Below are 19,826 nucleotides of genomic sequence, written 5' to 3'. Positions count from 1 at the left end.
CGGCTCAATCACTGCTGGATTCTCCCTCAGCAAGATGAACGGAAGATGACACCGTTTCCCCTGCGTTAATCTCGGACCCCATTGTTACAGGACCGCATGGCTGCAGGCCCGTCTAGGGGACCAGCAGAACCTTGCCGGTGGTGCGCCGGCCTTCGAGGTCCTCGTGAGCCCGGCGGGCCTCGGCCAGCGGGTAGGTGGCGCCGATGCGGACGTTGAGGCTGCCGTCGGCCGCGGCGCCGAAGATTTCCGTGGAGCGCCAAAGCCGTTCCTGCGGGTTGCCGAGGAAGTGGGCGAGTGTCGGGCGCGTCAGGGTCAGCGAGCCGCCGGCGTTGAGCCGCTGCGGGTCCACCGGCGGAACGGGGCCGGACGCCGCGCCGAAGAGCACCAGCGAACCACGGGTGCGCAGGCTGGCCAGCGAGCCGTCGAACGTGTCCTTCCCAACGCCGTCGTACACCACGTTCACGCCGGCACCGTGAGTCAGGTCCCGGACGGCGTCGGCGAAGCCGTCATAGCGCAGCACTTCGTCTGCGCCGGCACTCCGGGCCAGGGATTCCTTCTCATCAGTGGAAACGGTGGTGATGACACGGGCGCCGCGGGCCTTCAGGAGCTGGATCAGCAGCAGGCCCACCCCTCCGGCGCCGGCATGGAGCAGCACGTTGTGCCCGGGCTCAACGCGGAACGAGGAGTTGATCAGGTAATGGGCCGTCATGCCCTGGAGGGGGAGTGCAGCGGCGGTGTGGTCGTCCACGCCGTCCGGCACGGGCAGGGCCTTCGCGGCGTCCAGCAGGATGTACCCGGCGTAGCACGCAGTTCCCTCCGCCGTGGCCACCCGGCTGCCCACCGAAAAGTCCTCCACACCCTCGCCGACTTCCTCGACGACGCCCGCCGCTTCAGACCCCGGGATGAACGGGTAGGCAACCTTGTAGGTGCCGTTGCGCTGGTAGGTCTCGATGAAGTTGACGCCTGTTGCCGCGACCTTCACCAGCAGCTGGCCGGGGCCGGGGACGGGGCGGTCGATCTCCGTGAACTCCAGAACCCCGGGTCCGCCTGCCTGCCGGGCGACGATGGCGTGCATCATGGAATTTCTCCTTTTCCGGGCCGGGACCTCCGGCACCCTTCCTCCCCTCATCCTAGGGACAGGGGCGGTGCAGGCGAAGTCGGAGCGGCCGGTCAGTAGCGCCGGGAGACCGTTGCCATGGGGCATTCGAAGTGGCGTCCCGCAGCGAGTCCCACCTCATTGAGGTACCTGACGATGATTCCGAACGACGCCGCCAGCGTGGTCTCCGTGAAGGGAATCCCCTGCTTTTCGCAGTGCTGGCGCACGATCGCGGTTGCCTTGTGCAGCTGGGGCCGTGCCATGTCGGGGAAGAGGTGGTGCTCCACCTGGCGGTTCAGCCCGCCGAGCAGGATATCCATGAACCGGCCGCCGGAAATGTTGCGTGATGTAAGGACCTGACGGCTGAGGAAGTCGACGCGGCTGTCTGCCGGAAGCACCGGCATGCCCTTGTGGTTGGGCGCGAAGGACGCGCCCATGTAGAACCCGAAAACAGCGAGCTGCACGCCGATGAAGGCGGCGGCCATGCCCAGCGGCAGGAAGGAAAACGCCAGCACCGGAAGGATGCTGAGGCGGGTCAGCAGAATCGGCAGTTCCACCCACCGGTGCGTGACCTTGGCGCGCCGGAGGATGAAGCGGACAGAATCTATCTGCAGGCCGAGCCCCACAAGGAAGAGCAGGGGGAAGAAGAGCCAGCCTTGCTTGCGCGTGAGCAGGGCCAGCCGGCCCTGCCGCGCGGCCGCGGCTTCCGGGTGGAAGGCGATGGGACCTGGGGCGATGTCCGGATCCTTGGAGATGACGTTGGGGTGGTTGTGGTGCGCCCCGTGTTTCTGCTCCCACCACGAGTAGCTGACGCCGGCCACGGATGTTGCCAGGAGCCGTGCTGACCAGTCGTTGGCGCGCCGGGAGGCGAATATCTGGCGGTGGCCCGCCTCATGGGCCAGAAAGCTCAGCTGCGTGCAGATGATGCCAAGCGCTGCGGCGATGAGGAGCTGGAACCAGCTCTGGCCGATCAGCGCGAACCCGAACCAGGTGGCTGCCATCAGGACGACCAGGCTGGAGAACACGGTGATGTAGAAGCCCTGGCGCCGTTCCAGGAGCCCGGCGGCCCGCACCGTCTTAAGTAGTTCGGTGTAGCTCTGTGTGACCGGATTGGCCTGGCGGACCCTGCTGACCCGGCTGATCCGGGGCTGCGGGCGCTCGGAAGTGATGGTGGACGTCATGAACGGCGTGCCTCGTAACTGTTTACGGGCAACGCTGCTGCCGACGTTCGGCATGCGCGGAGTGGATCACCCTCACTCAAGGATACGCTCACGCGCGCCGCGTACGGTTCGGCTGCTTCCGGCACCGGGACTTTGGCGTGCAGCAGAATGCACACAGGATCAATGCATAAATATCGGGACCTATGCATAGTCTTGCTGTATAGTCGTCTTCATGACTATTTCTGTTGCCGTCTCCGGGGCCAGCGGCTACGCCGGCGGCGAAGTTCTCCGCCTTCTGGCCGGCCATCCGGATGTCACCATCGGAGCCATCACGGCGCACAGCAACGCCGGTTCCAGACTAGGCGAACTGCAGCCGCATCTCCATGGCCTGGCGAGCAGGATTCTCGAGGACACCAGCGTGGAGAACCTGTCCGGGCACGACGTCGTGTTCCTGGCCCTCCCGCACGGGGCGTCCGCCGAGATTGCGGCCAAGCTGCCCGAGGGCACTGTGGTGATCGACGCCGGAGCGGACCACCGCCTGGAGGACGCCGCCGCGTGGGAAAAGTTCTACGGCTCGGACCACGCCGGAACGTGGCCCTACGGCCTGCCCGAGCTGCCGGGCCAGCGCGAGAAACTCAAGGGCGCCAACCGGATCGCCGTCCCGGGCTGCTACCCGACGTCGGCGCTGCTCGCCCTCACGCCCGGCTTCGCCGGCGGCCTGCTCGAGGGGAACGACGTCGTCATCGTCGCTGCGTCCGGCACCTCCGGTGCCGGAAAGGCGGCAAAGGTAAACCTCATCGGCTCCGAGGTCATGGGGTCCATGAGCCCCTATGGCGTGGGCGGAGGCCACCGGCACACGCCGGAAATCGAGCAGGGCCTGTCCAACGCCTCCGGTGAGCCGGTGACGGTTTCCTTCACGCCCACCCTGGCGCCCATGAGCCGCGGCATCCTCACCACCGCCACCGCACGGGTCAAACCCGGTGTGGGCGCCGAGGACCTTCGCCGTGCCTGGGCGGAGGCGTATGACGACGAGCCGTTCGTCCACCTGCTGCCCGAAGGCCAGTGGCCCACCACCAAATCCGTGCAGGGCTCCAACCACGCCGCCATGCAGCTGGCGTTCGACCCGCACGTCGGGCGCGTCATTGTCACGTGCGCCATCGACAACCTGACCAAAGGCACCGCCGGTGGAGCGGTGCAGTCCATGAACATTGCCCTTGGCCTGCCGGAGACCGCCGGCCTTAACCTGCAGGGAGTTGCCCCGTGACCGTTACCGCCCCCAAGGGATTCCGTGCCTCCGGCGTCACAGCCGGCCTCAAGGCCTCGGGAAACCCGGACCTCGCCCTCGTGGTCAACGACGGACCGTCCAAGGCGGCAGCCGCTGTCTTCACCTCCAACCGGGTGGCCGCGGCCCCGGTCCACTGGTCGCGCCAGGTGGTCTCGGACGGCCGCGTTGACGCTGTGATCCTCAACTCCGGCGGCGCCAATGCCTGCACCGGCCCGCAGGGCTTCCAGAACACGCACACGACGGCGGAAAAGACCGCCGAGGCGCTGGGCCTGTCCGCCACCGACGTCCTTGTCTGTTCCACCGGCCTGATCGGCGAGCAGCTGCCCATGGACAAGATCGTTCCGGGCATCGACGCCGCGGCCGCCGCCCTGAGCGCCGACGGCGGCGCCGAGGCGGCCACGGCCATCATGACCACCGACACGGTGCCCAAGCAGGCCGTCTTCACCGGCGCCGACGCCGAAGGGAACGAGTTCAGCATCGGCGGCATCGCCAAGGGTGCCGGCATGCTGGCGCCCGGGCTGGCCACCATGCTGGTGGTGCTCACCACGGATGCCGACGTCCAGCCCGAAATGCTCGATCTCGTCCTCCGCGACGCCACGCGGGTCACCTTCGACCGGGCAGACTCCGACGGCTGCATGTCCACCAACGACACCGTGGTGCTGCTCGCCTCCGGCGCTTCCAAGGCCGTCCCGTCAGCCGAGACCTTCGGCGAGGGCCTGACGCAGGTCTGCGCCGAGCTGGCCCGCAAACTGATCGGCGACGCCGAGGGTGCCAGCCACGACATCGCGATCCGGACGTTCAACGCCGCCACCGAGCGCGACGCCGAAACCGTCAGCCGCGCCGTGGCCCGCTCCAACCTCTTCAAGGCGGCCATCTTCGGCAAGGACCCCAACTGGGGCCGGGTGCTCTCCGCCGTGGGAACCACCGACGCCGCGTTCGAACCGGACCAGCTCAACGTGTCCATGAACGGCATCCAGATCTGCCAGAACGGCGGCATCGGCCAGGACCGCAAGCTCGTGGACCTGGAACCACGCGAGGTGCTCGTGGAGATCGACCTGCAGGCCGGCGGGGCGGAAGCCACCATCTGGACCAACGACCTCACGCACGACTACGTCCATGAGAACAGCGCCTACTCAAGCTAGATCCGCCAGCAACCCTGGAGAACCAGCCGCATGAACACCCAGACCCGCGAGTCAACGTCCATGAGTGATGCCCAAGCCAAGGCCGGCACACTCATCGAAGCCCTGCCGTGGATCCAGCGCTTTGCCGGAACCACCATGGTGGTCAAGTACGGCGGCAACGCCATGGTCAACGACGAGCTGCGCCGCGCCTTCGCCGAGGACGTCGTGTTCCTCCACCACGTGGGCATCCACCCCGTGGTGGTGCACGGCGGCGGACCGCAGATCAACTCGATGCTGGGCAGGCTCGGCATCGAGTCGGAATTCAAGGGCGGCCTGCGCGTCACCACGCCGGAGGCGATGGACGTGGTGCGCATGGTCCTCACCGGCCAGGTGGGCCGTGAACTGGTGGGCCTGATCAACTCGCACGGGCCCTACGCCGTCGGCATGTCCGGTGAAGACGGCGGCCTCCTGCGTGCTGTCCGCACCGGCACCGTGGTTGACGGCGAGGAGGTGGACCTCGGGCTCGTGGGCGAGGTGGTCGGTGTGGACCCCGCCGGCATCGTGGACATTCTCGACGCCGGCCGGATCCCCGTGATCTCCACCGTGGCCCCGGAGATCACCGACGCCGGCGAGGGTGTGGCCGGCACCGCGCGCTTCCAGCCCACCGGCCAGGTCCTGAACGTCAACGCGGACACCGCGGCGGCGGCCGTGGCCTCCGCGCTGGGCGCCTCGAAACTGGTCATCCTGACCGACGTCGAAGGCCTCTACGCCAACTGGCCGGACAAATCCTCGCTCATTTCGTCCCTGACCGCCTCCGAGCTGCGGGACATGCTGCCCAGGCTCGAATCAGGCATGATCCCCAAGATGGCCGCCTGCCTCAAGGCGATCGACGAGGGCGTGGAGCGTGCGCACATCGTGGACGGCCGACTGCCCCACTCAATGCTTCTTGAAACATTTACGACGGCGGGCATCGGTACCCAGGTGGTCCCGGACGAGGAGACGAACCCATGAGCAACCTTGAACAATCAGCACTCGTTGAGCAGTCCCCGGTGGTTGAGCTGGTCGAAACCAAGGGCCACAGCAGCGGCGCCGAGTGGCTGGCGCGCTATTCGTCGTCGCTGATGGGTGTCTTCGGCACGCCCCAGCGGGTGCTGGTCCGCGGCGCGGGCTGCCTTGTCTGGGACGCCGACGGCAAGGAGTACCTGGACCTCCTCGGCGGCATCGCCGTCAACGCGCTGGGCCACGCCCACCCGTTCGTGACCTCGGTGATCTCCAGCCAGCTGGCCACCCTGGGGCACGTCTCCAACTTCTTCACCAGCCCCACGCAGATCGCCCTGGCCGAGAAGCTGCTGGAACTCAGTGCAGCGCCGGCCGGCTCCAAGGTGTTCTTCACCAACTCCGGCACCGAGGCCAACGAGGCCGCCTTCAAGCTGGCCCGCCGGAACTCCGGGTCCGCCGGGGGCGCCGAAGGCGGCAGGCCCCGCACCCGGATCATCGCGCTCGAAGGCGCATTCCACGGCCGGACCATGGGCGCCCTCGCGCTCACGGCCAAGAAGGCCTACCGCGCGCCCTTCGAACCGGTGCCCGGCGGCGTCGAGCACATTCCGTTCGGGGACATCGAGGCGCTGCGCAACGCGGTCGACGACACCGTGGCCGCCGTCTTCCTGGAGCCGATCCAGGGCGAGGCAGGCGTCCGGCCCCTTCCGGCCGGCTACCTGAAGGCAGCCCGCGAGTTCACCGCCGAAGCCGGCGCCCTGCTGATCCTCGATGAGGTGCAGACCGGCATCGCACGCACGGGCAAGTGGCTGGCCAGCGAGGACGCCGGGATCGTGCCCGACGCCATCACCCTGGCCAAAGGCCTTGGCGGCGGTTTCCCGATCGGCGCGCTCGTCACGTTTGGTGAGAGGACGTCGTCACTGCTCTCCGCAGGGCAGCACGGCACCACCTTCGGCGGGAACCCGGTGGCCACCGCCGCGGCCCTGGCCACGCTGCACGCCATCGAAAGCCAGCAGGTGATGGACAACGTCCGCGTGGTGGGCGAGCATGTGCGGCAGGCGCTGGCCGCCGTCGACGGTGTCACGGAGGTGCGCGGCGAAGGACTGCTGATCGGCTTCGACCTGGATGCCGACGTCGCCCCTGCCGCCGTGACCGCTGCCCTGGACGCCGGCTTCATCATCAACAGCCCCGGCCCCCGCACCATCCGTCTGGCCCCGCCGCTCATCCTGACCACCGGGCAGGCGGACCGTTTCCTGGCCGCCCTTCCGGCCATCCTGCAAACCGCAAAGGACGCACAGTGACCTCCACCGGCACCATCCGCCACTTCCTCAAGGACACGGACCTCAGCCCTGCCGAACAGGCGGAAGTCCTGGAACTCGCGGGCCGCATGAAGGCGGCGCCGTACAGCGTCCAGCCGTTCGCCGCCGAAGGCAGCGGCCGGAAGACCGTTGCGGTGATCTTCGACAAGACCTCCACCCGGACCCGGGTCTCCTTTGCCACCGGCGTGGCGGACATGGGCGGCAACGCCCTGATCATCAACCCGGGCGAGGCGCAGATCGGCCACAAGGAATCCGTCGAGGACACCGCCAAGGTCCTCGAGCGCATGGTTTCCACCATCGTGTGGCGGACCGGGGCGCACTCCGGCCTCGTCGCCATGGCTGAGAACTCAAAGGTTCCGGTCATCAACGCCCTGTGCGACGACTACCACCCCTGCCAGCTGCTGGCCGACCTGCTGACCGTCAAGGAGCACAAGGGCGAACTCAAGGGCCTCACCATGGCCTACCTCGGCGACGCCGCCAACAACATGGCCAACTCCTACCTTCTGGCCGGTGTCACCGCCGGCATGCACGTCCGCATCGCCGGTCCCGAGGGCTACCTGCCCGCGGCCGCCATCGTGGCGGCCGCCCAGGAACGTGCCGCCGAGACCGGCGGATCCGTCCTCATCACCACCGACGCAGCTGAGGCACTCAAGGGAGCCGACGTCGTCGCCACCGACACCTGGGTCTCCATGGGCCAGGAAGCCGAAAAGGAAGCACGGATGCAGCTGTTCCGTGAATACTCCGTGGACGAGGCCGCGCTGGCGCAGGCCGCCGCGGACGCCGTCGTGCTGCACTGCCTCCCCGCCTACCGCGGCTACGAGATCTCGGCCGGCGTCATTGACGGCCCGCAGTCGATCGTGTGGGACGAAGCCGAAAACCGCCTCCACGCGCAGAAGGGGCTCATGGCCTGGCTCATGCACCAGTCCGGACTGGCGTTCGTCGACGGTCTTTCTCCCGTTGAGGGCACCGGGGAGAGCACGTTCTAGTGTCCACCAACCCGGCGGTCCCGGGCGCCAGCCCGGCCACCAAAACCGCCCGCCAGGCGCGGATCACCGCGATCCTGACCGGCGAATCAGTGCGTTCCCAGGCCGAGCTCGCGTCTCTGCTCGCGGACGACGGCGTGCAGGTCACCCAGGCCACGCTGTCGCGTGACCTCGTGGAGCTTGGCGCCGTCCGCGTCCGCGGCAAGGAAGGCGTGCTGGTGTACGCCGTCCCCGGCGAAGGCGGGGAGCGGGCGGCCAAAAGCGGGGTCAGCCAGGAAATCCTCGACGCCAGGCTGGCACGGCTGTGCGGCGAACTGCTGGTCACGGCGGAGGCCTCGGCCAACATCGCTGTGCTCCGGACGCCGCCGGGCGCGGCGAACTTCCTCGCACTCGCCATCGACCACTCCGTGATGCCCTCGATCCTGGGCACCATCGCCGGGGACGACACCGTGCTGCTCGTGGCCCGCGACCCGCTGGGCGGACCGGAACTGGCTGCCCGCTTCCTGCAGCTCGCCGAGGAAGCCGGCCAGTAGCACCTGGCCACTGCCTTTCAAGACAAACAAAAAACAGAAACAACAACTAAGGAGCATATTCCGTGACTGAGCGTATTGTTCTGGCCTACTCAGGTGGCCTGGATACTTCCGTAGCCATCGGCTGGATCGGTGAAGCCACCGGCGCCGAGGTCATCGCCGTGGCGGTCGACGTCGGACAGGGCGGCGAATCGCTGGAGACCATCCGCCAGCGCGCCCTCGGCTGCGGCGCCGTCGAGGCCTACGTGGCGGACGCGAGCGACGAGTTCGCGAACGAATACTGTGTGCCCACGCTGAAGGCCAACGCCCTCTACCAGGGCCACTACCCGCTGGTCTCCGCCATCTCCCGCCCGGTCATCGTCAAGCATCTGGTCAAGGCCGCCCGCGAATTCGGCGCCACCACCGTGGCCCACGGCTGCACCGGCAAGGGCAACGACCAGGTCCGCTTCGAAGTGGGCATCCAGACCCTCGGACCGGACCTGAAGTGCATTGCGCCCGTCCGCGACCTCGCGCTGACCCGCGACAAGGCCATCGCCTTCGCCGAGGAAAAGGGCCTGCCGATCGAGACCACCAAGAAGAACCCGTACTCGATCGACCAGAACGTCTGGGGCCGCGCCGTCGAAACCGGCTACCTCGAGGACATCTGGAACGCACCCACCAAGGACATCTACGACTACACCGCTACGCCGGAATTCCCGCCGGCACCGGACGAGGTCACCATCTCCTTCGAAGCCGGTGTTCCGGTAGCGATCGACGGCGTAAAGGTCACCCCGCTGCAGGCCATCAAGGAACTGAACCGCCGGGCCGGCGCCCAGGGCGTGGGCCGCATCGACGTCGTCGAGGACCGCCTCGTGGGCATCAAGTCCCGCGAAATCTACGAGGCCCCGGGTGCCATGGCGCTGATCACCGCGCACAAGCACCTCGAGGACATCACCATCGAGCGCGAGCAGGCCCGCTTCAAGGCCACCGTCGGCCAGCGCTGGGCCGAACTGGTGTACGACGGCCAGTGGTTCTCCCCGCTGAAGCGTTCCCTGGACGCCTTCATCGAGGACACCCAGAAGTATGTCTCCGGCGACATCCGCATGGTGCTGCACGGCGGCCAGGCGATCGTCAATGGACGCCGCTCCGAGACCTCGCTGTACGACTTCGACCTCGCCACCTACGACACCGGCGACACCTTCGACCAGTCCATGGCCAAGGGCTTCATCGAGCTGTGGGGCATGTCCGCCAAGGTCGCCTCCGGCCGCGACATCCGCGTCGCAGGAAAGTAGCCCCTGTGGCTGATCAAAAGTCCGAGGCGACCAACACGGGCGCACTCTGGGGCGGCCGGTTCGCCGGCGGCCCCGCGGACGCCCTCGCGGCGCTGAGCAAGTCGACGCACTTTGACTGGCGGCTGGCCCGCTACGACATCGCCGGTTCCAAGGCGCACGCGCGCGTGCTGCACAAAGCAGGGCTGCTGGATGCCGCCGAACTCGAAGGCATGCTCGCCGCCCTGGATCAGCTGGATGCGGACGTCGCCTCGGGTGCCTACGTGCCGGCGGAATCCGATGAGGACGTGCACGGTTCCCTGGAGCGCGGGCTGATCGAGCGGGCCGGGACCCAGTTGGGCGGCAAGCTCCGGGCGGGGCGTTCCCGCAACGACCAGGTGGCCACGCTGGGGCGGATGTTCCTGCGCGACCACGCCCGGATCATCGCCCGCGGCGTGCTGGCCACCATCGACGCGCTGGTGGAGCAGGCCAAGGCCCACTCCGGCGTGGCGATGCCGGGGCGCACGCACCTGCAGCACGCGCAGCCCGTCCTGCTCAGCCACCACCTGCTGGCCCACGCCTGGGCGCTGCTGCGCGATGTGCAGCGGCTGCAGGACTGGGACAAGCGCGCCGGCGTTTCGCCGTACGGTTCGGGTGCCCTCGCCGGCTCGTCGCTGGGCCTTGACCCCGAGGCAGTTGCCGCGGACCTGGGCTTCTTCTCCGCCGTCCACAACTCGATCGACGGCACCGCTTCCCGCGACGTCTTCGCCGAGTTCGGCTGGGTGGCCGCGATGATCGGCGTCGACCTGTCCCGGATCTCGGAGGAAGTCATCTTCTGGGCCACCAAGGAGTTCTCCTTCGTCACGCTGCACGATTCCTACTCCACAGGATCGTCCATCATGCCGCAGAAGAAGAACCCGGACGTGGCCGAGCTGGCCCGCGGCAAGGCCGGCCGGCTGATCGGCAACCTCACCGGCCTGCTGGCCACGCTCAAGGGCCTGCCGCTCGCGTACAACCGCGACCTGCAGGAGGACAAGGAACCGGTATTCGACGCCGCCGACACCCTGGAGCTGCTGCTGCCGGCAGTCTCGGGGATGATCGCCACGCTCAAGTTCAATGCCGACCGGATGGAATCGCTGGCACCGCAGGGCTTCGCGCTGGCCACGGACATCGCCGAGTGGCTGGTCCGGCAGGGCGTGCCCTTCCGCGAGGCGCACGAACTGTCCGGCGCAGCCGTGAAGCAGGCCGAAAGCCGCGGCGTGGAGCTGTGGGACCTGACGGATGAGGAGTATGCCGCCATTTCGGAGCACCTCACCCCGGAGGTCCGCAGCGTCCTCAGCACGGAAGGCTCGCTCAACAGCCGGAACTCGCAGGGCGGCACGGCACCGGCCGCCGTCGAACGCCAACTGGCCGCGCTGGAAGGCGAGCTTAGCGGCGTCCGCGGGTACGCGGGCTAGCCCTGTTGTCTACGAGATGGCATTTCGCGGCAGTGTTTCGCCAGGACACGGCCGTGAAGTGCCATCTCGCTGCTCCGCTACGATTGCGGCATGACCGCGATCACACCTGACACTCTGCTGGCCGAGCTCCACAAAGCGGCCGACGCCGTTTCCTCCCTGGCGGCCAAACTCACCGAAGCTGACGTCCCGGCTCCCTCGGCCCTCCCGGGCTGGACCCGCGGGCATGTCCTCGCGCACATCACCGGCATCTCCAACGCGATGGCCCGGCAGCTCGAATACGCCGCGCGCGGGGAAACGGTGGAACTGTACGACGGCGGCTATGACGGCCGCACGAAGGCCATCGAAATGAGCGCCGGCCATGCCCTGGAACAGCACCGAGCAGACCTGGACGCCGCGCTGGAGCGGGCGCTGCGCGCCTTCGATTCGCTGGAAGCGGATGCGGGCTCCGATGCCGGCGCCGGTTCCGGGAACGCTGCCGCTGCCGGTGCGGCCGGCTGGCGGGCACCCATTTCCTACCGCGGGGGAGTGGTGCTGGACGGCGGCTGCGCGCTCTGGCGCGAGCTGGTGATTCATGCCTCCGACCTCAACACCGGCCGCGGTCCGGAAACGTGGAGCAGGCAATTTTGCGAGCACCTGTTCACCTTCCTGGCCGCGCGCGTGCCCGATGACCAGAAGCTGGTGCTGCAGCCGCTGGGCATGCCTCCCGCAACGATCGGGACCGGCGGCCGCTCCACGGTCATCAGTGGAATGATCACCGACATCGCCGCCTGGCTCGCAGGACGGGAACCGTCGCTAGGCAGCCTGCGCGCCTCGGCCGCCGCCGACGGCGTGGACCTGCCGGAACTGCTGCCGTGGCCCTCCGGGGTTCCGGCGAAATAGCGGCTGACCCAAGGCGCGGCAGCTCAACCGGCGGCGAGGCCCTGCTTTTCCCGGGCCAGCTGCTTTTCCCGGGTCAGCAGGCTTTCCTTGATCCGCAGACCCCAGCGGAAGCCGCCCATGGTGCCGTCCGTGCGTACAACGCGGTGGCACGGAACGAACAGCGCCGCCGCGTTGAAGGCACAGGCGCTGGCGGCGGCCCGGACCGCCTTGGCGTTGCCGGACAGCTCCGCATATTCGGTGTAGGTGACCGGCGCCCCCGGGCTGACGGTGCGCAGCACATCCCAGGCATGCGCGCGGAACGGGCCTGATTTCTGCAGGACGGGCACGCTCATGGCCGGAGCCGGATCACCCGCGTAGAAGGCGTCCACGGCGGCCGAAATCGGGCCGAGGTGCTCCACCGGTTCGTAGGCGTCCGGCAGCAGCTCAGGATGGATCTGGCCCGTGAGGTCCTGGGCGTCCGCCGTCCAGCCTGAGGCGAGCACCACTCCGTCGCGGGCGATGATCGTGAACGGCCCGTCCGGCGTGGTCATGGTGAGCAGTTGGGCCTTCATTGCCGTCGCTTTCATTGCGCTGTCACTTTCATTGCACTGTCACTTTCATAGCACTATCGCTTTCGTTGTCTGCGCCCCCCGGGCGGCGCCGGTTCTTGGATACGGCCGCGGCTGCCCGCCAGAGGTGCATGGTGGCGTACGAACGCCACGGGCTGACTTCGCGGAAGTCCGGTGACGGGAAGTCCGACGGCGGCGCGGCGCCACTTCCGGAAGCAGCGCTGCCGGCCGTACCGCCGGGCAGGGCCCGGATTCCGTTGCGCACCGCGGCGTCGTTGGCAAGGAAGATGTCCGGCGCACCGATGACCCGCATGGCCACATATCCCACGGTCCAGGGCCCGACGCCGGGCAGCGGCAGCAGTTTCGCGGAAAGGCCGGCCACATCGTCCCCGTAGCCAAGGTCCAGCTTTCCTTCAGCCAGTGCCGTGGCGACGGCCAGCAGCGACTCTATCCTGCGCCGCGGGCCCCGCAGCAGTTCCGCGCCGGCTTCCGCGATCTGCGCCGCCGACGGGAACAGCCGGGAAAGCCCGTCGCCTGCGGCCGCGCTGGGGCTGCCGGCCGCTGCCAGCTGTGTCAGTGCCGTGCGCGCGGCCGCCACCGTGATCTGCTGCCCGACCATGGCCCGGACCAGCAGTTCCTGCGGATCCAGGGCGCCCGGCAGGCGGATGCCCGGCGCTGCCGCCACGGACGCCGACAGGCGGGGGTCGGCGCCGAGCGCGCCATCGATGGCGACGGGATCGGCGTCGAGGTCAAAAAGCCGGCGTACCCTGCTCAGCAGGGCCGGCAGGTCCCTGAGGTCCACCGCGCCGATGGTGAGAATCAGCGGCCGACGGTGCGGCCCGCCGTCGTACTTCAAGATTCCGCCCTCCAAACTTTCACCCGCGCTGCCGGTGCCTGTGCCGGTGTACTCAACGCTGAACCGCGCGTCCCCGTGCGGAAGCTGCAGTGTGCGGGCATAGGACGTTGCGGTTCCTGCCTCGACTCCCGGTATGGCACGGACGGCGAGGAAACCGAACACGCCGGGGTCGAACGGCTCGCGGTAGGGGAGCGCCAGCGTGAGTGAGGTGCTCGCGCGGCCGGTCGGATGGCGCCGTGCGGTGCTTCGCAGGGCAGTCGGCGTCATGTCGAACACCTCGGCCACGGTCTCGTTGAACTGGCGGACGCTGCTGAAACCCGCGGCGAAGGCAACGTCCGCAAGCTTCATCGGCGTGGACACCAGCAGCGTGCGCGCGGTCTGTGCCCTGCTGGCCCGGGCCAGGGACAGGGGACCGGCGCCGAGTTCATGGCTGAGGATCCGGTTCAGCTGGCGGGACGAATAGCCCAGCCTTGAGGCGAGCCCCTCAACGCCGTCGCGGTTGATCACGCCGTCATTGATCAGCCGCATGGCCCGGCCGGCGATATCCGATCGGAGGTTCCAGGCCGGTGTGCCCGGCACGGCCTCCGGCAGGCAGCGCTTGCAGGCACGGTAGCCGGCGTCGTGGGCGGCGGCGGAGGTCTCATAGAAGGTGACGTTCTCCGCCTTGGGCGTCCTCGCCGGGCATGACGGCCGGCAGTAAATGCCAGTGGTCCGCACCGCCGTGAAGAACTGCCCGTCGAAGCGGGTGTCCCGCGCGTCGATGGCGCGGTAGCGCTGCCAGAAGTCCATGGCTCCATCCTGTCAGCCCGCGGGGAGCCGTGCTAGCGGAAATCGGACATGGCCGTAGAGGGCTCGTCAGGGAGCCACGTCCGGGCACCAGCCGCTTCGGTAAAGTCGGGGCATGACCACCAGCGGCCCTGTGCGGCAGTTCCTGTCCGGCGATGCCCGCGAAATAGCCCCGCTGCTCCTTGGTGCTGTCCTGACCCACGAGAGCGACGACGGTTCCGTTGCCGTCCGGATCACAGAACTCGAGGCCTACATGGGCCCTGTCGATTCACTGCACCCTGACCCCGGCTCCCACACATACCGCGGCCCGACCCGCAGGAACGCCCCCATGTTCGGCCCGGCCGGCCACCTCTACGTCTACTTCACGTATGGCATGCACTACTGCGCGAACATCGTCTGCGGTCCGGCCGGCCATGCCTCGGCCGTCCTGCTGCGCGCGGGGGAAATCGTCGAGGGCCGGGAACTGGCGCTTGCCCGGCGGCCGACGTCGAAAGCCGCCAAGGACCTCGCCAGCGGACCGGCCCGCCTGGCCACAGCGCTCGGACTGACCACCGAGGACAGCGGCCGGGACGCCCTGGGCCCTCCGTTCGGCCTGGCACTGCCGCCGGCACCCGCCGCCCACGTCAGCACCGGGCCCCGCGTCGGCGTCGCCGGGCATGGCGGCACGCACGACTATCCGTGGCGGTTCTGGCTCACGGGCGACCCCACCGTGTCCCGTTACAAGGCTGCGAAGGCGCGTCCGCCGCGGGCGTAGGCTGGACGGGTGAACCAGAGCGAACAAGCCCCTGCCCGCAGGCCCGTCCCCGTGGACGAACTCATTACCAGCCTTTGTGCGACCGTTCCGGACTACCCCAAACCCGGAATCACCTTCAAGGATCTCACCCCTGTCTTCGCCGACGGCCCCGCGTTCCGGGCAGTCGTTGACGCGCTCGTTGAACCGTTCAAGGGGCAGTTCGACGCCGTGGCAGGCGTCGAGGCACGGGGCTTCCTGCTCGCCGCCGCCGCGGCCTACGCCACCGGCACCGGCGTGGTGACCGTGCGGAAGGCCGGGAAGCTGCCGCGCGAAGTTTACTCCGAGGATTACGCCCTGGAATACGGCAACGCCACCCTGGAACTTCACACCACGGACCTGGCCCGCGGCAGCCGGGTGCTGATCCTGGACGACGTCCTCGCCACGGGCGGCACCCTGGGGGCAGCCGCCCGCCTGTTTGAACGCTGCGGTGTCCACGTCTCGGGCGTGGGCGTGGTGATGGAACTCGGCGAGCTGCGCGGCCGCTCGGCGCTTGCCGGGCACCGCGTGCGGTCGCTGCTGCGCCTCTGACGCTGGGGTCCGCGGGCCGGCAGGCTCAGGCTTACCGGGCTCTGACCAGCGGCCTTGTCAGTGAGCGGCAGGGCCGCGCCGTCAGATAACCTGCTGTAAGCAGCTCAACAGCCGCCACGTGCGCCGAAAAGGTTATAGAATGGACGGTCTGTCTTTTGCGATAGGGGAACGATGCTCGACGCCGATTTGGCCCACGAACGGGACTATGTAGCCGGTCTGTACACACGGCTTGATGAACTGCGCGAGGAAAAGCGCGCCCAGCTGGCCCAGGTGCGCCGCGCGGGAGCAGTCGGCACCATGCAGAACGTCTCCGAACGCGACGCTTTCGCGGCCCTGTACGAGGACCGCCTCGCCCAGCTCGACGCCGTCGACGACCGCCTGGTGTTCGGCCGGCTGGACCTGGACTCCGGCGAGGCGCAGTACATTGGCCGCATCGGGCTCACCACCGAGGACCTCGTCCGGCTCATGGTCGACTGGCGCGCGCCGGAGGCCGGCCACTTCTACCAGGCCACCGCATTCGACCGGCAGGGCGTGCGCCGGCGCCGGCACCTGATCCTGCAGGGCCGCGAGGTCAAGGCCATCGAGGACGACGTCCTGGACGCCGACATGCTCTCCGACGCCGACTCGCTCCAGGGCGAGGGCGCACTGCTGGCCGCCCTGAACTCCAAGCGCACGGGCCGGATGTCGGACATCGTCGGCACCATCCAGTCCGAGCAGGACCGCATCATCCGGTCCTCCATCTCCGGCGCCCTCGTGGTCCAGGGCGGGCCGGGCACCGGCAAAACCGCCGTGGCCCTGCACCGCGCCGCTTACCTGCTGTACACCCACCGCGACCGGCTCAAGTCCGCCGGCGTGCTGCTGGTGGGCCCGTCGTCGTCGTTCATGAAATACATCGAACGCGTCCTGCCGTCCCTGGGTGAGACCGGCGTGGTCATGGCCAGCGTCGGCCGGCTCATGCCCGGCATCAACGCTGTACCGGAACAGGAAGCGGACGTTGCCGCCATCAAGGGCCGGCTGGAGATGGCCGAGGTCATCGCCAATGCCGTGGCCAACCGGCAGCGCATTCCGGCCGAAAACCGGATCCTGGAAGTCGACGGCCGCAAGCTGACCCTCACGCCCCGTCAGGTCCGACGCGCACGTGAACGCGCACGCTCCACCGGCAAGCCGCACAACGAGGCCCGCGTCACGTTCGTCAAGATCCTGCTCCGCGAGCTGACCGAGCAGATGACCGAACTCGTCGAGGCCGGCAACATCGGCAACAACGCCGACCGCTCGTACCTCGCCGAAGACGTGCGGACGGCCCGCGACGTCCGCGTCGCGCTGAACCTGTGCTGGATGCCCATGACGCCCGAGAAGCTGGTGAACGAGCTCCTCAGCAAGCCCGCCCTCCTCGAAGCCTGCACTCCAGGGCTCACCGCCAGGGAACGCGAGCTCCTGCTTCGGGCTCCCGATTCCCCCTGGACTGAGGCCGACGTACCCCTGCTCGACGAAGCTGCAGAACTCCTCGGTGAACTGGATCCTGCGGCAGGACGCGGCCTCGCCCAGCAGGAGCAGGACCGGGCCCGCGCCCTGGCCAACGCCCGGCAAACCTTGGTGAACATGGAATCGGCCGGCGTCGATGTCCTGATGTCTGCCGAGGAACTGGTTGAACAGAACGAGGAACGCGAGGCCCGCCTGACGGCCGCTGAGCGCGCCACCAGCGACCGCACATGGGCGTTCGGCCATATCGTCGTCGACGAGGCACAGGAACTCTCGCCCATGCAGTGGCGGCTCCTGGTCCGCCGCTGCCCGCTCAAGTCCTTCACCATCGTGGGGGATATCGCCCAGACCAGTTCCGTGGCCGGCGCGAAATCCTGGCAGGGAGCCCTTGCCCCGATGTTCGGCGACCGCTGGCAGCTGGAGGAGCTCACGGTGAACTACCGCACGCCGTCGCAGATCGCCGAAGCGGCGGCGCGGATGGCCAACGCGGCCGGCCTCGTGGTCTCCGCACCGAAGGCCGTCCGGGAAGGCCGCTGGTCGCCGATCATCGACCGCGTGGAACAGTCGGACATTGTGAGCCGGCTGGTGGAGGTCCTCCCCGATGAGCTCCAAGCGCTCGACGGCGGTCTGCTCGCCGTGATTGCCGACGGCGACCTGCTGCGGGAAGCCACCGCCGCGCTGCGCACGGTGTACGGTTCCCGGCTGGGCACGGGGGCCGGCAGCTACGAACAGGACGTGGTGGTCATTAGCCCGCGGGAGGCCAAGGGACTTGAGTTCGACGGCGTCGTGGTCCTTGAACCGAGCGCCATGCTGAACCACGAGCACGGCAGGGTCGGCGATCTGTACGTCGCCATGACCCGCCCCACGCAGCGGCTCCGGCTGATCGCGGCCGCGGACGTTCCGGCGGGCATCGAGCGTTAAGGTTTCCGGGCAGGCCCGGCCGTTCGCGGCCCGGCCCGCCTGCTGCCCTTCACGAGGGTCGGGGCGGCGCTGATCCTGCTAACTTAGAAGGCGTGTCACAACTAAACGACCTCGAATCCCAGCAGAACGACCCCAGCTTCGCCAACATCTGGCAGGAGCTCAAGTGGCGCGGCCTTGTCCACGTATCCACCGACGAGGTGGAACTGGAAAAGCTCCTCGCCGGGGAACCGGTCACCTATTACTGCGGATTCGACCCCACGGCGCCGAGCCTCCACCTGGGAAACCTGGTCCAGCTCCTCCTCATGAGGCGGCTCCAGCTGGCCGGCCACAAGCCCCTCGGTCTTGTGGGCGGCTCCACCGGGCTGATCGGCGATCCGCGTCCGACGGCGGAACGCACCCTGAACACCAAGGACACCGTTTCGGAGTGGGTCGGCTACCTGCAGGCCCAGGTCCGCCGTTTCCTCAGCTTCGACGGCGCCAACGCCGCCCGGATGGTCAACAACCTCGACTGGACGTCACCGCTGAGCGCGATCGACTTCCTTCGCGAGGTCGGCAAGCACTTCCGCGTGGGCACGATGCTCCGCAAGGACGCTGTGGCCTCACGCCTCAGCTCCGAGGAAGGCATCAGCTACACGGAGTTCAGCTACCAGATCCTGCAGGGCATGGATTACCTCCAGCTCTACCGCGATTACGGCTGCATGCTGCAGACCGGTGGATCCGACCAGTGGGGCAACCTCACCAGCGGCACCGAGCTCATCCGCAAGGTGGAGGGCAAGACGGTCCATGCACTGGGCACTCCGCTCATCACCAACTCCGACGGCACCAAGTTTGGTAAGAGCGAGGGCAACGCCATCTGGCTGGACTCGGCCATGGTGAGCCCCTACACCTTCTACCAGTTCTGGCTGAACACCGCCGATGCGGATGTCGTGGACCGGCTGAAGGTCTTCACCTTCCTTACCCGGGCCGAGATTGACGAGATTGCCGTGTCTGTCGCCGAGCGACCGTTCGCCCGCGAGGGTCAGCGGAAGCTCGCGTACGAAGTCACGGCGCTTGTCCATGGAGCCGAAGCCACCGAAAAGGTCATTGCTGCTTCCGCGGCTGTTTTCGGCAACGGCGACCTGTCGGTGCTGGACGAGCAGACGCTTGCCGCAGCGACTGCAGAACTGCCGACCGCTTCCGTGGACGGCACGGGCCTCGGCATCATCGACCTGCTGGTTGCCTCGGGGCTGTCGGACAGCAAGTCCGCAGCACGCCGTGTCGTTGGAGAGGGCGGTGCCTACGTCAACAACGCCAAAGTCACGGATCCGGATGCGGTGATCCCGCCCTCCCAGCTGCTGCACGGCAAGTACCTGCTGATTCGCCGCGGCAAGAAGAACCTGGCCACAGTTCAGGTGACCGGCGCCTAGCACCGGAAAAGGCAAAATGCACGCTCCTCCGCAGCCGATTTGCACGGCCGCGGGGGAGCGTGTAATGTCTTCTGAGTCGCCGCCGCTGAGCGGTGACAAACCCCCTTCACTGAGAAGCAATTCTTCAACTTCGAACATGTTTGAAGAAGAGCTTCCATTAGTGCTGGGCGGATTCATTTCATGGGGTGAATATCAGGTGAATAACCCGGATTTGCAAAGTGAAAATGAATGAAATAAGCTGGAAACATCGCAGCGAAGAAATGCGGAACACAAATTACCGGTAATAAATCGGGAATTGTTTCGGAAGTATTCGAATGTGTCTGTTGTTTGAGAACTCAATAGTGTGCCAAGTTTGTTGATACCGATTTTTTATGAATTGGTTGATTGTGCCGGGCTGCCCACCCCCGTGGTGTGGCCTGGTGTTTTTAGCTGGTTT

The 19,826-nt window shown here is 67.8% G+C and carries 18 protein-coding genes; 14 read left to right on the top strand and 4 right to left on the bottom strand.

Annotation, left to right across the window (positions count from 1 at the left end; translation table 11 throughout):
- Nucleotides 1-112: 112 nt before the first annotated feature.
- Together AC57BR_RS12335 and AC57BR_RS12330 are read right to left on the bottom strand one after the other, a co-directional pair.
- Entirely contained in the window at nucleotides 113-1,078 is a 966-nt protein-coding gene (locus AC57BR_RS12335) for a quinone oxidoreductase family protein (RefSeq protein WP_496360914.1), read from the bottom strand.
- Between the two features lie 92 nt (nucleotides 1,079-1,170).
- On the bottom strand, nucleotides 1,171-2,277 hold the full coding sequence (locus AC57BR_RS12330) for a fatty acid desaturase family protein (RefSeq protein WP_496360912.1): 1,107 nt from the start codon (nucleotides 2,275-2,277) through the stop codon (nucleotides 1,171-1,173).
- A 211-nt stretch (nucleotides 2,278-2,488) separates the two neighbouring features.
- Here AC57BR_RS12330 and argC point away from each other — a divergent pair, with 211 nt between their 5' ends.
- The 9 genes from argC to AC57BR_RS12285 all read left to right on the top strand — a co-directional run bounded on the left by argC (nucleotide 2,489) and on the right by AC57BR_RS12285 (nucleotide 12,073).
- The gene (gene argC, locus AC57BR_RS12325; RefSeq protein WP_496360910.1) at nucleotides 2,489-3,520 is read left to right on the top strand and encodes an N-acetyl-gamma-glutamyl-phosphate reductase; all 1,032 of its coding nucleotides are present in this window, start codon (nucleotides 2,489-2,491) and stop codon (nucleotides 3,518-3,520) included.
- Nucleotides 3,517-4,683: a bifunctional glutamate N-acetyltransferase/amino-acid acetyltransferase ArgJ gene (gene argJ / locus AC57BR_RS12320; protein ID WP_496360908.1), complete on the top strand. Its 1,167-nt coding sequence runs from the start codon at nucleotides 3,517-3,519 to the stop codon at nucleotides 4,681-4,683. The genes argC and argJ overlap by 4 nt, the downstream gene beginning before the upstream one ends.
- 30 nt (nucleotides 4,684-4,713) lie before the next feature.
- A complete protein-coding gene (gene argB / locus AC57BR_RS12315) occupies nucleotides 4,714-5,673 on the top strand; it encodes an acetylglutamate kinase (protein WP_496360906.1) in 960 nt (319 codons plus the stop codon).
- Nucleotides 5,670-6,959 carry an acetylornithine transaminase gene (locus AC57BR_RS12310; RefSeq protein ID WP_496360904.1) on the top strand — a complete coding sequence of 430 codons (1,290 nt, stop codon included), beginning with the start codon at nucleotides 5,670-5,672 and terminating at the stop codon, nucleotides 6,957-6,959. The genes argB and AC57BR_RS12310 overlap by 4 nt, the downstream gene beginning before the upstream one ends.
- Nucleotides 6,956-7,963, top strand: a complete 1,008-nt coding sequence (argF, locus tag AC57BR_RS12305; RefSeq protein WP_496360902.1) for an ornithine carbamoyltransferase — start codon at nucleotides 6,956-6,958, stop codon at nucleotides 7,961-7,963. The genes AC57BR_RS12310 and argF overlap by 4 nt, the downstream gene beginning before the upstream one ends.
- The gene (locus AC57BR_RS12300) at nucleotides 7,963-8,493 is read left to right on the top strand and encodes an arginine repressor (RefSeq protein ID WP_496360900.1); all 531 of its coding nucleotides are present in this window, start codon (nucleotides 7,963-7,965) and stop codon (nucleotides 8,491-8,493) included. The genes argF and AC57BR_RS12300 overlap by 1 nt, the downstream gene beginning before the upstream one ends.
- Before the next feature lie 62 nt (nucleotides 8,494-8,555).
- Nucleotides 8,556-9,761, top strand: coding sequence for an argininosuccinate synthase (locus AC57BR_RS12295; RefSeq protein ID WP_496360898.1), 1,206 nt, complete (start codon nucleotides 8,556-8,558; stop codon nucleotides 9,759-9,761).
- 5 nt (nucleotides 9,762-9,766) lie between these two features.
- Nucleotides 9,767-11,194 (top strand): argininosuccinate lyase, encoded by a 1,428-nt coding sequence (gene argH, locus AC57BR_RS12290; RefSeq protein ID WP_496360896.1) that lies wholly within the window; start codon nucleotides 9,767-9,769, stop codon nucleotides 11,192-11,194.
- A 90-nt stretch (nucleotides 11,195-11,284) separates the two neighbouring features.
- The gene (locus tag AC57BR_RS12285) at nucleotides 11,285-12,073 is read left to right on the top strand and encodes a maleylpyruvate isomerase family mycothiol-dependent enzyme (protein WP_496360894.1); all 789 of its coding nucleotides are present in this window, start codon (nucleotides 11,285-11,287) and stop codon (nucleotides 12,071-12,073) included.
- Nucleotides 12,074-12,096: 23 nt separating this feature from the next.
- Here the strand turns inward: AC57BR_RS12285 and AC57BR_RS12280 are convergent, their stop codons facing one another.
- Together AC57BR_RS12280 and AC57BR_RS12275 are read right to left on the bottom strand one after the other, a co-directional pair.
- Nucleotides 12,097-12,624: a methylated-DNA--[protein]-cysteine S-methyltransferase gene (locus tag AC57BR_RS12280; RefSeq protein WP_496361166.1), complete on the bottom strand. Its 528-nt coding sequence runs from the start codon at nucleotides 12,622-12,624 to the stop codon at nucleotides 12,097-12,099.
- A gap of 28 nt (nucleotides 12,625-12,652) precedes the next feature.
- Nucleotides 12,653-14,266 carry a DNA-3-methyladenine glycosylase 2 family protein gene (locus tag AC57BR_RS12275; RefSeq protein WP_496360892.1) on the bottom strand — a complete coding sequence of 538 codons (1,614 nt, stop codon included), beginning with the start codon at nucleotides 14,264-14,266 and terminating at the stop codon, nucleotides 12,653-12,655.
- 112 nt (nucleotides 14,267-14,378) lie between these two features.
- Between AC57BR_RS12275 and AC57BR_RS12270 the strand changes: the two genes are divergently transcribed.
- The 5 genes from AC57BR_RS12270 to AC57BR_RS12250 all read left to right on the top strand — a co-directional run bounded on the left by AC57BR_RS12270 (nucleotide 14,379) and on the right by AC57BR_RS12250 (nucleotide 19,622).
- Nucleotides 14,379-15,017 carry a DNA-3-methyladenine glycosylase gene (locus AC57BR_RS12270; protein ID WP_496360890.1) on the top strand — a complete coding sequence of 213 codons (639 nt, stop codon included), beginning with the start codon at nucleotides 14,379-14,381 and terminating at the stop codon, nucleotides 15,015-15,017.
- Between the two features lie 9 nt (nucleotides 15,018-15,026).
- Nucleotides 15,027-15,584 carry an adenine phosphoribosyltransferase gene (locus AC57BR_RS12265; RefSeq protein WP_496360888.1) on the top strand — a complete coding sequence of 186 codons (558 nt, stop codon included), beginning with the start codon at nucleotides 15,027-15,029 and terminating at the stop codon, nucleotides 15,582-15,584.
- A gap of 171 nt (nucleotides 15,585-15,755) precedes the next feature.
- A complete protein-coding gene (locus AC57BR_RS12260) occupies nucleotides 15,756-17,984 on the top strand; it encodes a HelD family protein (protein ID WP_496360886.1) in 2,229 nt (742 codons plus the stop codon).
- A gap of 92 nt (nucleotides 17,985-18,076) precedes the next feature.
- Nucleotides 18,077-19,390, top strand: a complete 1,314-nt coding sequence (gene tyrS, locus AC57BR_RS12255; protein ID WP_496360884.1) for a tyrosine--tRNA ligase — start codon at nucleotides 18,077-18,079, stop codon at nucleotides 19,388-19,390.
- Nucleotides 19,391-19,454: 64 nt separating this feature from the next.
- Nucleotides 19,455-19,622, top strand: a complete 168-nt coding sequence (locus AC57BR_RS12250; protein WP_496360882.1) for a hypothetical protein — start codon at nucleotides 19,455-19,457, stop codon at nucleotides 19,620-19,622.
- Nucleotides 19,623-19,826 lie beyond the last annotated feature (204 nt).

Source organism: Arthrobacter sp. BGA-UO-ETr-C19 (genome assembly GCF_059568005.1).
The sequence above is the reverse complement of the archived record's forward strand: the minus strand, read 5'-3'. Positions and strand labels throughout refer to the sequence as shown.